We start from the raw sequence: 13,867 nt of genomic DNA, 5'->3' as shown, positions 1-13,867 counted from the left end.
CGCCGCGAGGGGCGCGTTCACCGCCATGCCGGGCCTGCCGGCCGGAGGGGGCGATTACGCGCCGCCATCGACCGGCAGGGGCGAACATGGGCATGCCACGCGCCGAGGGGACGCCGGCAACCCGCCGGCCCGGAGGGGAGCCGCTGACCCGCTGGCTCCGGGGGACCGGCTGCTGCCGGCCTGTAGGCGCTGTGGCTCCCCGGGTGCAGGCGCGAGGGGATCTCCCTCGCGGCTGGACCCACAAGCCGTCACCCCCCAGCGCGAGGGTTCCGGGATGCGCCGCCCGCTCTCGAACCTCGGACTCTCGAACCTCGGAGCGCCCCGCTCAACGGCAGGGTTGAAGCCGGCTTGCCCCTGGGACAACCAGGTCATTCCATCTGTGGCGGCAAATGCCGCCGGGCCATCTATCGGGTTCTTAGGTTGCGGCGCCGGTGATCAATCGGCCCCGCCTTTGTGCGCACAATGCGTTATATACGCGGTCAGCGTAGAAATGTCAAGAACAAAATTCGAACAAATTTTTAGGCAGCTCCCTGCGGACCTATCGGCGGCGGGCGAAAGGTCCTAAGAAGAGGGAATGTGGAATTGGATCCGAGGCAGAAAACGTGTGGCGGCTGGCGTCGTCACGGCGGCGCTGCTGGTACCGGCCGGAATGGTGCGGGCCGGGATGGCGCGGGCCGATGACCTCGCCCCGGCCGAGATCCTCTCGCGGGCCTATTACGACCTCGCGGTGGCGCAATATTGCGGCCTGGCCGACCGGCCCGTGCTGATGGGCTATGTCCTGCTGCGCCATGATTTGCTGGCACGAGGCAACATCCGCCCGGCCGAAACCTTCGAACTGGCGCGCAAGGCGGACCTCGCCGCCGATTTGGAATATTTCGACCGCGGCCTTTCCGGACAGCGCAACTGGTGCGCGACCGAGGGGGCGGAAGCGGTCGACCGCTTCGTCTCCTATTTCCGCTATCGCCACCTGCCGTGACCTGGCGTCGCCTTGCTGGCGGCATTATTTCTTTAATAATAATATGTTGAGATAATATCCTGAGGCATCGCCGTCGCTGGCGCGACGCAACCTTCTGACTGGGGGCGCATGAAAGTGATGTTGACCGGTGTGGCGGTGGGTCTGACCGCCACTTATCTGCTGCTGCTGCTGACGCTGGTCTTCGCCCAGCGCAAGATCGTCTTCCGTCCCGACCCGGCGGCGGTCACCCCGGCACAGTTCTTTGCCCCGGAGGGCATGGCCGAGGTCACCCTGAAGACGGCGGACGGGCTGGCGATCACCTCGTGGTATCTCAAGCCGCAGCGGGCGGATGGGCAGGTCATCGCCTATTTCCACGGCAATGCCGGCCATCGCGGCAACCGCGTACCGCGCATCCTGCCCTATGCCGCGGAGGGCTATGGCATCCTGATGGTGGGCTATCGCGGCTATGGCGGCAATCCCGGCACGCCCAGCGAGGATGGGCTCTACCAGGATGCGCGTGCCGCCCTCGATTTCCTGCAGGAACAGGGGGTTGCGCCGGATCAGTTGATCCTCTTCGGCGAATCCCTCGGCGCCGCCGTGGCGACCCAGATGGCGACCGAGCGCCCGGCCCGCGCCCTCATCCTCGAGGCCCCCTTCGCCTCCATCGCCCGGTCGGCCCGGGCGCGCTATCCCTTCCTGGTGTTCGATGCCCTGGTACGCGACAAGTTCGACAATTTTGCCAAGATCGACCGGGTGGGAAAGCCGCTCTTCGTCATCCATGGTGTGCGCGATGCCACCACGCCCGTCGCCTTTGGCCGGCAATTGCTGGAACGGGCCCGCGAACCCAAGCAGGGCTATTTCCCGGAAGCGGCCGGGCACAACGACCTGATGCATCACGGCATGCCGGAGCGGGTTCTGGCCTTCCTCGCGGAATTGGGTGGATAAGGTTGTCCACAGCCAGTGGAAAAGTGGAAAATTTTCGGGCTTTGTTGTGAAATCAATCCACTGGAGTGTCTTGTGTGCCTTCTGTGACAGGTACAACTCCGAGAATGAATCCGGAACGAAATCTGCTAGACTGCGTGCTCGTCTAGACGATCACGCGTAAAAGAGGACAGGATTCGATGGCTCAGGTGGCCGCAATTTCCCAACAGATCTGGGACATGAAATACCGGCTGAAGGCGCTGGACGGCGCCCCTGTGGACAAGACCATCGAGGATAGCTGGCGCCGGGTGGCCGACGCCCTGGCCGCGGCCGAGGCGCCGGAGAACCGCGCCCGCTGGGCCGAAGAATTCTACCAGGCGCTGGCCGATTTCAAGTTCCTGCCGGCGGGGCGCATCCTGGCCGGGGCCGGGGCCAAGCGGAACGTGACGCTCTTCAACTGCTTCGTCATGGGGACGATCCCCGACGATATGGGCGGAATCTTTACCCATCTCAAGGAAGCCGCCCTCACCATGCAGCAGGGCGGCGGTATCGGCTACGACTTCTCGACCCTCCGGCCAAAGGGGGCGCCGGTGAAGGGGGTGGGGGCGGATGCCTCCGGCCCGCTCTCCTTCATGGATGTCTGGGACGCGATGTGCCGGACCATCATGTCGGCCGGCCACCGGCGCGGCGCGATGATGGCGACGCTGCGCTGCGACCACCCGGATGTCGAGGCCTTCATCGAGGCGAAGCGGACCCCCGGGCGCCTGCGGATGTTCAACCTCTCGGTCCTGGTGACCGATGCCTTCATGGCGGCGGTGAAGGCGGACGAGCCCTGGGAACTCAAATTCGGCGGGACGACCTACAAGGTGGTCCAGGCGCGGGAATTGTGGGACCGGATCATGCGGGCGACCTATGCCTATGCCGAGCCGGGCGTCATCTTCATCGACCGCATCAACAAGAAAAACAACCTCCATTACTGCGAGACGATCAGCGCCACGAACCCCTGCGGCGAACAGCCCTTGCCGCCCTATGGCGCCTGCCTCCTGGGCTCGATCAACCTCACCACCCTGATCTCCGACCCGTTCACGGCCGCGGCCAAGCTGGATCTCGCGGCGCTGGAGCAGCTGGTCAGGGTGGCGGTCCGCATGATGGACAACACCATCGATGTCTCCAACTTCCCGCTCGACGCCCAGGCGGCGGAGGCGCAAGCGAAGCGCCGCATCGGCCTTGGCGTCACCGGCCTCGCCGACGCCCTCATCATGTGCGAGGCGCGCTATGGCGGGCCGAAGGCCATCCGCCTGACCGAAGAATGGCTGGCGGCCATTGCGCGGGCCGCCTATCTGGCCTCGACCGAGCTCGCCGCCGAGAAGGGCGCCTTCCCGCTCTATGACCGCGAGAAATTCCTGGCCTCGGAGACGGTGCAGACGATGGATGCCGAGGTGCAGGCGGCGATCGCGGCGCACGGCATCCGCAACGCGCTTTTGACCTCGATCGCCCCCACCGGCACCATCTCGCTTTTCGCCGACAACGTCTCCTCGGGGCTGGAGCCGGTCTTCAGCTTCAAATACACCCGCCATGTATTGATGCCGGACGGCACCCGCCAGGCGGAGGAGGTGAGCGACTATGCCTACCGCCTGTTCCGCCGGTTGCATGGCGAGAACGCGGCACTCCCCGATTACTTCGTCGATGCGCAATCGCTCAGCCCGCACGACCATGTGGTGATGCAGGCCAGCGTGCAGAAATATATCGACAGTTCGATCTCCAAGACCATCAATTGCCCGGTCGATCTCTCCTTCGAGGATTTCAAATCGGTCTATCTCGAGGCCTATGAACTGGGCTGCAAGGGCTGCACCACCTATCGTCCGAACGACGTCACCGGCTCGGTCCTGGAAGCAAAGCCCAAGGATGCGCCGAAGACCCAGCAGCCGGAACTGCCCCTGGTGGTGGCGCCGCGCGGCGGCCAGGCGGTGGTGCCGCAATCGGCTGCCGCCCCCATCGACGCGCCGAAGCCGCAGGATGTCTATGAGGCGGGCGGTGTGGTCTACATGACCCAGCCTCTCGACCGGCCGGAAGCACTCCCCGGCGCCACCTACAAGGTGCGCTGGCCGGAGAGCGATCACGCCATCTACATCACCATCAACGACGTGATCCAGGACGGCCGCCGGCGGCCCTTCGAGGTCTTCATCAATTCGAAGAACATGGAGCATTACGCCTGGACGGTCGGCCTCACGCGCATGATCTCGGCCGTGTTCCGGCGCGGCGGCGACATCTCCTTCGTGGTCGAGGAATTGAAGGCGGTGTTCGATCCCCGGGGCGGCTCCTGGGTCGGCGGGCGCTATGTGCCCTCGCTGCTCGCCGCCATCGGCGAGGTGATCGAGAAGCACCTCATCGCCATCGGCTTCATGCCGGACCCGGCGCAAGAGCGCAGCGAGATCGAGCATATGGTGGCGAGGAAAGTCGCCAACCTCGCCGACGGGCAGGGCAATGGCGATGCCGGCGGGCGCCGCCTGCCGCATTGCCCGAAATGCAACTCGCCCTCCTTGATCCGCCAGGAAGGCTGCGACCTCTGCACGTCGTGCGGCTACAGCAAGTGCGGGTGAGGGGGCGATAGCTCCTTGCCGTCATCCCCGGGCTTGACCCGGGGATCCAGGGGTGCCGTTGAAAGAGTGGATGCCCGGATCAAGTCCGGGCATGACGATGAGGGGGGGCGAGGCGTGGGTGACGAATGGCGTGGCGGGGCTGATCTGCTCCATTCCTGTCATGCCCCGGCTCGGCCGAGGCATCCACGAGTTAGTTTTACTGTCGGCTGACAAATTCGTGGATGGCCCGCCTGAAGCGGGCCATGACAACTCAACCGATTTTTTCGTGGATCCAGCCAAACCGGAATCACTCCGGAACGCCCGCAAGCATCGGATAGCCCGCACACGGTCTATCAGCCCATCCTCCGCCGCATCCCCTGCGCCGGAGCCTAGCCATGAACCCTGCCATCAAATTCGTTTCCCTGCCGACCGATCTCGTCCGTGCCTTGCAGGCAGGTGGGCCGGATGCCAATGGGCAGGTGCCGGAGCGGCATGTGTCGGATGGGGACGGGGTGCCGTGCCGGCATTGCCAGCGGGATGTGGCGGCGGGGGAGCCTTATCTCATCCTCAACCACCGGCCGTTCCCGGCGCCGCAGCCTTATGCCGAGACGGGGCCGATCTTTCTCCATGCCGATCCATGCCCGCGTTATCCGGAAACCGCTGCGCTGCCGCCGGTGGTGGTGGCGCGGAAGCTCTTTCTGCTGAAGGGCTACAACGCACAGGATCGCATCGTCTATGGCACCGGGCAATTGGTGGCGCCGGCGGAGCTGGCGGCGGCGGCCGGCGCGCTGCTGGCCCGCGCGGATGTCGCCTATCTGCATTTGCGTTCGGCGCTCAACAACTGCTTCCAGTGCCGCATCGAGCGGGCGTGAGGGGAGCCGCTGAACGAGTGGATGCCCGGATCACGTCCAGGCATGACGACATGAGATTGGCGGACGGCAAATACATGATGGCGGCGCGTGAGGATTTTGGCGCGCACTTATCCTGTCATGGCCCGATTTGGTCGCGCCATCCGCGCGTTTGCCAATGGCTGAATCCAGGGTGAAGAAGGCAACTCGTGGATCCCCCGCCTGCGCGGGGGATGACACTGGTAATACGGAACATGACTTGGCCGGACTTGCCCCTCACGGCATCGGCAGTTCCGCGACCGCCTCGCCGAAATAGGCCTGGGGTTCCGAGGGGGTCATGCCCAGTTCGCTTTCCTTCTGCGCGACGCAGGCCGTCGTCTTCTCATGGAGCTCGCGCCAGGAATAGGCCCAGAGCCAGGATTCGATCAGGCATTCGTCATAGAAGGTATAGGTCTGCTCGGCGCTGCAGCCGAAGGAGGGGCGGTCGGCGCGGGCGGCGGTGAGGATGATGCGGTTGGGCTGTTCCATGCCCTCGGTCAGGAAGATGCCGCTGTAGCAGGCCGAGATGATGGCGACGGTGGGCTTGGCGCCGCAATGGCGGTCGAGCAGCCAGTCGAGGGTGCGCGGCGGCAGCAGGCCGCCGACATTGTCATGCTGCGAGAGATAGAAGCCGGCCGGCTTGCCATGCGAGGTCATGAAGAGGAAGCAGTTCGCGGCCTCGGTGCTGTTGATGAAGCCCAAGGATTCGTCGAGGGTGCCGAGGCTGGCGATCTCGTTCGGCGAGGGGGCGATGGCGGGGTCCGAGGTGAGGCGCGCCAGCTTCATGCGCGGCTTGCCCTGCATGATGTTGTAGAAGCGCCGCGTCGCATTGTCGAAGGCGGTGATGGAATGGTCGCCGGCGACGAAGAGAGCGCCCCAGCGCGCCGGTTGGCCGGGCTCCGCCGATGCCTGTTGCTCGGGGGCCGGTTCCGCCGCAACGGGCGCCTGAGCAGCGGGTGCCGTTTCCGGGGTAGCCTGCGGCACGGCCGCGGGTGCCGCGGCAGTCTGCGCCGGTGCCGGTGCGGCATCGCCGCCGAAAAGCGAGGACGAGCAGGCGCCAAGGCCCAGCATCAGGGGAAGAACAGCCAGGCGCAGCACATGCATTCGGAACCTCGTTCGTGGACTCACAGCTTCACTCACAGTTTCAGTACCCGGGCGATGGCGGCGATGCCGGGTTCGATCATCGCCTCCGGCACGGCGGCATAGCCGAACATCAGCCCCTGCCTTTTGGGCCCGTTGCCCTGGACAGGGCCGACATCATAGGCGGAAAGCGGCGAGACCGTCAGCCCGGCTTCGCGCAATTCCGCGGAAATCGCCGCATCGCTGCGGCCCTTCAGCCGGTTTTGCCCCACCAGATGCAGGCCGGCGGCATCCGGTTCAAGCCGGATGCGGTCGCCGAAATGGTGCGCGGCTGCGGCCAGCAGCAGGGCCTGGCGGTGGGCGTAGCGCTTGCGCATGCGGCGCACATGGGCGGCGAGGTGCCCGTCCGCGAAGAACTGGGCGAGGGCCGGCTGCACGCCCATGGCCGGCTGGTCGTCGACGATGGCGCGGGCGCGGCGGAAAGCCTGGGCGAGGGAAGGCGGCGCCACCAGGTAGCCGATGCGCAGGGAAGGGAAAAGCAGCTTGGAAAGGGTGCCGACATAGATGACGCGGCCATCGGCATCGAGGCTGCGGAGTGCCGCCAGCGGCCTTCCGGCATAGCGGAACTCGCTGTCGTAATCGTCCTCCAGGATCCAGGCGCGCGCTTCGCGTGCCCAGGCGAGGAGGTCGAGCCGGCGCTTCAGCGACATCACCACGCCGAGGGGATATTGATGCGAGGGGGCGACGCAGGCGAGGCGGGCCCGGGGCGCCTGTTTGAGCCCGTCGGCAAGGTCGAGACCTTCGTCATCGACTGCGACATGGACCAGCCGCCCGCCTCCGGCCGCGATGGCGGCACCCAGGCCGGGAAAGCCCGGCCGCTCGATCCAGACCGGGTCGCCCGGTTCCAGCAGCAAGCGGCAGGTGAGGTCGATCGCCTGGCGGATGCCGCTGACGATGAGGATATCGTCGGCCGCGCAATCGATGCCGCGCGCCTGGCGCAGGTAGTCGGCGATCGCCTGGCGCAGCGGCGGATAGCCGCCGGGATCGCCGCCCGCCACCAGCTCGGCCTTGGGATAGCGCCAGGCGCGGGCCAGCAACCGCGCCCAGAGCGGGAAGGGGAAGTCGCTGTGATCGGTTAGGCCCGGCGCGAAGCAGGGCCAGTATTTACCGGACGGGTTCTCGGGGCGATAGCCGGCGACATCGAGCAGCCGCGCGCCGCGCGGCGGGATTTCGGGGGCGGGGATCCTGGCCTTCACCTGACCGCGCCCATTCTGTCTGGCGCGGGATGCCGGTGCACCAAGATCGGGGAGGTTGTCGGCGACATAGGTGCCGGAACCGGGCCGGGCCGCAAGATAGCCCTCGCTGGTCAGTTGCTCGATGGCGGCCAGCGCCGTGTTGCGCGAGATGCCGAGTTCCTCGGCCAGCGCGCGGCTCGCCGGCAGGCGCTCGCCCGGGCGCAGCCGGCCGGAAAGGATGGCGCCACGCAACTCGTTGTAAAGCTGGCGGAAAAGCGGCGCCGCCTCGGCTCCATCGAGGCTCGGCGACACCAGGCTGGCGCGGCCTTTGCGGCGGGGCAATCGGCCCTCCAAAGTGGTACCTGAAGAATGACGAAACCGGACCTTATCATGGAACCGCTTTGGCGATAAATCCCCTTGCATCCGACAGCCAGCCATATCCGGAGCCAGGACCATGAACGCCTTCACCCCCACCGACCGCAGCAAGGTGAAGCGCCTGCACGAGCGCGGGCGCTATGACGAAGCCACCATCTTCCCGATCCTGGACGCCGCCTTCATCGCCCATGTCGGCTATGTCATCGACGGCCAGCCCTATGTCACGCCGACTGCCTTCTGGCGCGAGGGGCGGGTACTCTACTGGCACGGCTCGGCGGCAAGCCGCATGCTGCGCTTCCAGGAAGCGGGCGTGCCGGCCTGCGTCACCGTCACCCATCTCGACGGGCTGGTGCTGGCGCGCTCGGGCTTCCATCATTCGATCAACTACCGCTCGGTGATGGCCTTCGGCACAGCGAGGCTCGTCGCCGACCCGGCCGAGGAAGCGCGCCAGCTCGACCTCTTCGTCGACCGGCTCTATCCCGGTCGGCGCGGCGAGATCCGCGGCAACGAGAAGCAGGAGCTGAAGGGCACCACCGTCATCATGATGGAGATCGAGGAAGCCTCGGCAAAGACCCGCAGCGGCCCGCCCAAGGATGACGATGCGGATTATGCCCTCGGCTGCTGGGCCGGCGTCATCCCGCTGGCGCAGGTGGTGGGAGAGGCGCAAGCCGACCCGAAGCTGACGCCCGGCATCGCCTTCCCCTCGGGCCTTGCCGATTATGTGCCCGGCGCCCGATTCGATGCCGTGCTCACGGCCTGCGCCGGGAAACTGGGCTGAGGGCCAGGGTAGCGCCAAAGAAAAAAGGCGCCGGGAAAAGGTGTTGAAACCCGGCGCCGCAACCCCCATATCCCGCCCGCAATTCCGGTGAGGGGATCCCAGATGGCGTCGATCGCACAGGCGGCGGCCGAAAACCTGTTGTCGCCCATGGTGCTGTTCTTCGCCCTCGGCTTGGCTGCCGGCTGGGCGAAATCGGATCTCGCCATTCCCGAGGCGATCGCCAAGGCGCTCTCGATCTATCTGATGATGTCGATCGGCATGAAGGGCGGCATCGCGCTCGCCGAAAACGGCATCGACCAGCGTTTCCTGCTGCTCTGCCTCGCCGGCATCCTGCTCAGCTTCTTGCTGCCCTTCCTCGCCTATGTCCTCTTCCGGCGCCTGGGCGGGATCGAGCCCGTCTCGGCGGCGGCGATCGCGGCGCATTACGGCTCGATCAGCATCGTCACCTATATTGCGGCCACCGCCTATCTGCGCGAGGCCGGCCTTGCCTTCAGCGACCAGATGGTGGCGATCGCGGCTCTCATGGAGACGCCGGCGATCATGGCGGGCCTCTTTCTGGCGCATCGCTTCGGCGCGCCGGCGGCGGGTACGGCGGCGATTTCAGCCAACCGGCCGCCGCTCGGCCGCATGGCGCATGAGGTGTTCCTCAACGGCAGCGTCACCCTGCTGATTGGCGCCTTTGTCATCGGCTGGCTGACCGGCGGCAAGGGCGGCGAGAGTGTCGCCGCCTTCATGTTCGATCCCTTCAAGGGCGTGCTCTGCCTGTTCCTGCTCGACATGGGGCTGCTGGCGGCGCGGCGCCTGGCGCAATCCGGCCTGCCGCGGCCGGGCACCCTGCTGGCCGGCATCCTGGTGCCGCTCTGCGGTGCCGGCGTCGCGCTGCTGATCGCAGCCCTGCTTGGCATCCCGGCCGGCAACGGCATGCTGTTCGTCGTGCTGGGCGCCAGCGCCTCCTATATCGCGGTGCCGGCGGCCATGCGCCTTGCCCTGCCGCGGGCCGATGGCGGGCTTGCCATCACCCTCTCGCTGGCGGTCACCTTCCCCTTCAACATCGTGCTCGGCCTGCCGCTCTATGCGGCGATGGCGCAGGCGCTGCTGCAACCCTGAGGTCCTCCATGCAGACCCATCGCAAGAAGCGCATTGAGATCATCGTCGAATCGGCGATCGAGCATCGCCTCGTGGCCGCGATCGAGGCCGAGGGCGCCTCGGGATATACGACGCATCCGGTGATCGGCGGCAAGGGCCATCACGGCGCCTGGCAGGAGATCGGCATTACGCCGGGTTCCGGCAAGCTCGCCATCGTCGTCATCGCCTCGCCGGAACTGGCCGAGCGTCTGGTGCCGAAACTCTATGCGGCAATGGCGGACTATTCCGGCGTCATCCTGATGTCGGATGTCGAGGTGATCCGCAGCGCGCATTTCTCCTGAATCGGCTTCAGCCCACGCCGCGATATTCGGACAATGGAATGGGTGCCGGCGTGCTCAGCAGCTTGTCGATGTGGAAGCCCTGGAACATGCCGAAGCCCAGTTCCTGGCCGCAGGCATAGCCCTCCTCGTCGTCGACCCTGGCCATGGCGAGCACGATGCCGGATTGGCGCAGGCGGTCGAGATGGCTGCGCCGGCGCAGCAGTTCAGGGCCGAGGCCGGGCTGCCAGAACACCTTCACCATGTTGGGGTTGAGCTGCGTCAGGTCGATCACGTTGATGAGCGGCGGCAGCAGGCCGTCGATAGCGACCGTGCCGCCGCGCCCCTGGATGAGGTCGCGCGCCGCCAGGAATTCGGTGAAGTTGGCCATGATGTCGCCGATGCGGAACTCGAAATTGAAGCGCCGCAGGGAATTGAGCGATTTGCGCTCGAACGCCTCGAAATCGCTGGAGAAGACGCTCTCGATGTTGATGTTGAGCGAGGCGCGCTGTTCCGGCCGCTTGATGGCGTCGATGGCTTTGAGGATGATGCGGTCCAGCGTCACCGTCATCTGGTTGAAGACGTTCTTGTTGTGGCGCATGTCGACGCCGACCAGCAAATGCTGCCTGAGCGCCGACATCGAGGCGAAGAACTCGCTCATCACGGGCCTGAGCGGCTTGCCTTCCTCATAGAGCGCGATCTGCTGGCTCCTGAGGAAGAGATCGGCAAAGCGCGCATCGCCCCATTGCTTGTGTGCCGCCTCGATTCGGACGATGTGCTCGAGCAGCAGCATGTCCATCATGTGCGAGACCTGGTCGACGCTGGCTGCCTGTTCGGCGAGGCGCCGCACCGTTTCCAGTGCCCGCTGCCGCTCGCGCCGGAGGTCGATGATCTGGGTGATGCGGTTGACGTCGACGGCGCCGAAATAGTCCGGCAATTGCCGGCCGATCATGCGCAGCAATTGCATCTTGGTGTCGGAGAGGATACCGGAGACCAGCACCTCCTGGTCCGAGACCGTCATCACCAGGCTGGCGAGGCTGAGGCGATAGAGCCGGCAGCCGCGCCCGGCGAACAGTTCTTCCAGCCGGTCGGCGAAGGCCTTGAGGAATTCCATGCCCTCCTTGGAGCGGGTGAATTCCTCGAGATTGAGGATGAGGACATAGGGGACCGTACCGCGGTTGATCGGCGGATTGGCGATCCAGTCGGTCAGTTCATCGATCTCGCTCATGCTTCTGTCCACTTCCGCCCGGTTTGGCGCCAGTATGGTGGGTGGCGGCGAGTCGTCAAGGCGCCGCTGCCCCAGCCGGCATCGGCGGCACCAGCAAGGCCGGATCGAGGCGGGTTTCGTGCCAGTTGAGGCCCCAATGCAGATGCGGGCCGGTGGCGCGGCCGGTCGCCCCCACGGCGCCCAGGCGCTCGCCCTGTTTCAGCGCCTGCCCAACCGCAACCTCGACCGCCGAGAGATGCAGATAGCTGGAATAGATGCCGTGGCCGTGGTCGAGGATGACGGTGCCGCCGGTGAGGTAGAGGTCGCGCTCGGCGAGGCGCACCACGCCGTCCGCCGGGGCCACCACCGGGCTGCCGGTCGGTGCCGCGATGTCGGTGCCGAAATGCGGCGCCTTCGGCGTGCCGTTGAGGATGCGCTGGCTGCCATAGACGCCGCTGATGGGGCCCTCAACCGGCCAGATGAAGCTGGCCAGGAAGTCGCGTCTTTCGCTGGGGGTGGCGCGCGCCGCCCGGACCCGTTCCTGGTCCGCCTTGATGCGCGCCTCGGTCGCCGGGTCCGGCGTCACCATGTTCTGTTCCAGTTGGTCGATGCGCTGGATCTCGTAGGCGCGCGGAGCAAGGTCGAGCACCTGCTGCTCGCTGCGGCCGTCGGCATGGATGATGGTCAGCTGTGTCGCCCGCTGGTCGCGGCCGAAGCCGATCACGAAAAGGCCGTCGCCTCCCACCATGACCGGCGCATCGCCGAGCAGGACCGTGGCGCCGGGCGTGGTCCGGCCCACCGCCATGCCGCCCGGGATGAGGTCGCCGGTGATGTCGATTGCGGCGGCGGGTGTGGTGCTGGCGATGGCGCAGAGCAGGACGATCGCGAGAAAGCGCTTCACAGCAGCGAACCCTGCGGGCCGGACTCGCCGCCAGCCTTGCGTGATTTCGGTTTCGGGGAGGCGGCGCCATCGGCGGTCGCATCGACCACGCCGTCGCGGAACTGGATTTTGAGGACCTGGCCAGCGCCGACGGCGGCGGCGGCGAGGATCGGTGCGCCGTCCCCGTCGCGCACCAGGGCAAAGCCGCGCTGCAGCACCTTCTCGTAGGAATAGCTGTCCAGCAATTGGCCGAGATGATCGAGGGCGAGGCGCTTCCTGGCGGCGAGGTCGGTGAGGATGCGCGGGTTGAGGCCGGCGCCGCTGCGGTCGAGCGCGCGGTGCTGGCGTTCGAGGGCGAGGCCGATCGTCGCCTGCAGCCGGCCTGCCGCATTTTCGAGGGCGCCACTGGCCTCGGCCAGTTGCTGGTGCGGCGTCTTCAATTCCGCCTTCAGCTGCGCGAGGCGGTCGGCGCGACGCTGGAAGAAGGGCAGGCGGGCGTTCAGCCAGCGCTCCAGCCAGCCGTCGAGCAACTGCGATTTCTCGAGGATGAGGCGCATCGGTTCGGGCAGGCCGCGGGCGAGGCCGTCGAGGGCCAGTTTCGCTTCCGCGAGGCGGCGGTTGGTGCCGGCGGCGAGGCGGTGGCCGATCTCGCCCAGCTGGGTGATGAGCTCGGCCCGCACCGGCACCGCCATCTCGGCCGCCGCCGTGGGGGTGGGCGCGCGGCGGTCGGACGCGAAATCGATCAGGGTGGTGTCGGTCTCGTGGCCGACGGCGGAGATGAGCGGAATGGCGCTCTCGGCCGCCGCCCGCACCACGATTTCCTCGTTGAAGGCCATCAGATCCTCGATCGAGCCGCCGCCGCGCGCGACGATGAGAAGATCGGGACGCGGCACGTCGCCACCAGCCTCGAGCGCGTTGAAGCCGCGAATGGCGGCGGCAATCTGCTGCGCCGCCCCCTCGCCCTGCACCAGGACCGGCCAGAGGAGGACATGACGCGGGAAGCGATCCTCGAGCCGATGCAGGATGTCGCGGATGACGGCACCGGTCGGCGAGGTGACAATGCCGATGACATTGGGCAGGGTGGGCAGGCGGCGCTTGCGCGCCGGATCGAACAGACCTTCCGCGGCCAGCTTCTTCTTCCGCTCCTCGATCATCTTGAGGAGCGCACCGATGCCGGCCAGTTCCACCCGCTCGATGACGAGCTGGTATTCCGAGCGGTCGCCATAGGTGGTGATGCGACCCGTGGCGATCACCTCCATGCCGTCCTCGAGATTGATGCCGAGGCGGGCGGCATTGCCCTTCCAGCAGACCGATTTCAGGGCGGCGTTCTCGTCCTTCAGCATCATGTAGAGATGTCCGGAGGCGGCGCGCTTGAAGCCCGAGATTTCGCCCTTCACGCGGACGCGCTCGAAGCGGCCCTCCAGCGTGCGCTTGATCGCCTGGGAAAGCTCGGAAACGGTCAGTTCGCCGGCATTGTGGCCAGCGGCTGGCTGGCCTTGCGGCGCGTTTGGCGGGATCGAATCGATATCTGTCATGGCGCCCTATTCTATGGTATCGCAGGCGCCTG

General features: G+C 66.6%; 12 protein-coding genes. 7 read left to right on the top strand and 5 right to left on the bottom strand.

Features of this window, described 5'->3' with window-relative positions:
* Window positions 1-604 precede the first annotated feature (604 nt).
* From A8950_RS14480 to A8950_RS14465, 4 genes are all read left to right on the top strand, one after another.
* Window positions 605-976 carry a hypothetical protein gene (locus tag A8950_RS14480; protein WP_133614385.1) on the top strand — a complete coding sequence of 124 codons (372 nt, stop codon included), beginning with the start codon at window positions 605-607 and terminating at the stop codon, window positions 974-976.
* Between the two features lie 108 nt (window positions 977-1,084).
* Window positions 1,085-1,900 carry an alpha/beta hydrolase gene (locus tag A8950_RS14475; RefSeq protein WP_133614384.1) on the top strand — a complete coding sequence of 272 codons (816 nt, stop codon included), beginning with the start codon at window positions 1,085-1,087 and terminating at the stop codon, window positions 1,898-1,900.
* Between the two features lie 176 nt (window positions 1,901-2,076).
* Window positions 2,077-4,476, top strand: coding sequence for an adenosylcobalamin-dependent ribonucleoside-diphosphate reductase (locus A8950_RS14470; RefSeq protein WP_133614383.1), 2,400 nt, complete (start codon window positions 2,077-2,079; stop codon window positions 4,474-4,476).
* 374 nt (window positions 4,477-4,850) lie between these two features.
* Window positions 4,851-5,327, top strand: a complete 477-nt coding sequence (locus A8950_RS14465; RefSeq protein WP_133614382.1) for a DUF1203 domain-containing protein — start codon at window positions 4,851-4,853, stop codon at window positions 5,325-5,327.
* A 252-nt stretch (window positions 5,328-5,579) separates the two neighbouring features.
* Here the strand turns inward: A8950_RS14465 and A8950_RS14460 are convergent, their stop codons facing one another.
* Window positions 5,580-6,446 (bottom strand): C13 family peptidase, encoded by an 867-nt coding sequence (locus A8950_RS14460; RefSeq protein ID WP_133614381.1) that lies wholly within the window; start codon window positions 6,444-6,446, stop codon window positions 5,580-5,582.
* Window positions 6,447-6,478: 32 nt separating this feature from the next.
* The gene (gene pdxR, locus A8950_RS14455; RefSeq protein ID WP_166645189.1) at window positions 6,479-7,999 is read right to left on the bottom strand and encodes a MocR-like pyridoxine biosynthesis transcription factor PdxR; all 1,521 of its coding nucleotides are present in this window, start codon (window positions 7,997-7,999) and stop codon (window positions 6,479-6,481) included.
* Window positions 8,000-8,111: 112 nt separating this feature from the next.
* Between pdxR and A8950_RS14450 the strand changes: the two genes are divergently transcribed.
* The 3 genes from A8950_RS14450 to A8950_RS14440 all read left to right on the top strand — a co-directional run bounded on the left by A8950_RS14450 (window position 8,112) and on the right by A8950_RS14440 (window position 10,237).
* Complete coding sequence (locus A8950_RS14450) at window positions 8,112-8,810, top strand: pyridoxamine 5'-phosphate oxidase family protein (protein ID WP_133614379.1); 699 nt, start codon at window positions 8,112-8,114, stop codon at window positions 8,808-8,810.
* A gap of 102 nt (window positions 8,811-8,912) precedes the next feature.
* Window positions 8,913-9,917 carry a sodium-dependent bicarbonate transport family permease gene (locus A8950_RS14445; RefSeq protein ID WP_133614378.1) on the top strand — a complete coding sequence of 335 codons (1,005 nt, stop codon included), beginning with the start codon at window positions 8,913-8,915 and terminating at the stop codon, window positions 9,915-9,917.
* A gap of 8 nt (window positions 9,918-9,925) precedes the next feature.
* Window positions 9,926-10,237, top strand: a complete 312-nt coding sequence (locus tag A8950_RS14440) for a P-II family nitrogen regulator (RefSeq protein WP_133614377.1) — start codon at window positions 9,926-9,928, stop codon at window positions 10,235-10,237.
* Between the two features lie 7 nt (window positions 10,238-10,244).
* Here A8950_RS14440 and A8950_RS14435 read toward each other — a convergent pair whose 3' ends face one another.
* The 3 genes from A8950_RS14435 to xseA are packed head-to-tail and all read right to left on the bottom strand — an operon-like array spanning window position 10,245 to window position 13,835.
* Entirely contained in the window at window positions 10,245-11,441 is a 1,197-nt protein-coding gene (locus tag A8950_RS14435; RefSeq protein ID WP_133614376.1) for a hypothetical protein, read from the bottom strand.
* A 55-nt stretch (window positions 11,442-11,496) separates the two neighbouring features.
* Window positions 11,497-12,321, bottom strand: a complete 825-nt coding sequence (locus tag A8950_RS14430; RefSeq protein WP_208109865.1) for a M23 family metallopeptidase — start codon at window positions 12,319-12,321, stop codon at window positions 11,497-11,499.
* The gene (gene xseA / locus A8950_RS14425) at window positions 12,318-13,835 is read right to left on the bottom strand and encodes an exodeoxyribonuclease VII large subunit (protein WP_133614375.1); all 1,518 of its coding nucleotides are present in this window, start codon (window positions 13,833-13,835) and stop codon (window positions 12,318-12,320) included. The genes A8950_RS14430 and xseA overlap by 4 nt, the downstream gene beginning before the upstream one ends.
* Window positions 13,836-13,867 lie beyond the last annotated feature (32 nt).

It is taken from the genome of Dongia mobilis (assembly GCF_004363235.1).
Lineage (GTDB): Bacteria > Pseudomonadota > Alphaproteobacteria > Dongiales > Dongiaceae > Dongia > Dongia mobilis.
The sequence above is the reverse complement of the archived record's forward strand: the minus strand, read 5'-3'. Positions and strand labels throughout refer to the sequence as shown.

What these genes read in the sequence shown, in the direction of transcription:
- A8950_RS14475 (WP_133614384.1), top strand. Translation starts at nt 1,085, where the DNA reads ATGAAAGTGATGTTGACCGGTGTGGCGGTGGGTCTGACCGCCACTTAT.
- A8950_RS14470 (WP_133614383.1), top strand. Translation starts at nt 2,077, where the DNA reads ATGGCTCAGGTGGCCGCAATTTCCCAACAGATCTGGGACATGAAATAC.
- A8950_RS14465 (WP_133614382.1), top strand. Translation starts at nt 4,851, where the DNA reads ATGAACCCTGCCATCAAATTCGTTTCCCTGCCGACCGATCTCGTCCGT.
- A8950_RS14460 (WP_133614381.1), bottom strand. Translation starts at nt 6,446, where the DNA reads ATGCATGTGCTGCGCCTGGCTGTTCTTCCCCTGATGCTGGGCCTTGGC.
- A8950_RS14450 (WP_133614379.1), top strand. Translation starts at nt 8,112, where the DNA reads ATGAACGCCTTCACCCCCACCGACCGCAGCAAGGTGAAGCGCCTGCAC.
- A8950_RS14445 (WP_133614378.1), top strand. Translation starts at nt 8,913, where the DNA reads ATGGCGTCGATCGCACAGGCGGCGGCCGAAAACCTGTTGTCGCCCATG.
- A8950_RS14440 (WP_133614377.1), top strand. Translation starts at nt 9,926, where the DNA reads ATGCAGACCCATCGCAAGAAGCGCATTGAGATCATCGTCGAATCGGCG.
- A8950_RS14435 (WP_133614376.1), bottom strand. Translation starts at nt 11,441, where the DNA reads ATGAGCGAGATCGATGAACTGACCGACTGGATCGCCAATCCGCCGATC.
- xseA (WP_133614375.1), bottom strand. Translation starts at nt 13,835, where the DNA reads ATGACAGATATCGATTCGATCCCGCCAAACGCGCCGCAAGGCCAGCCA.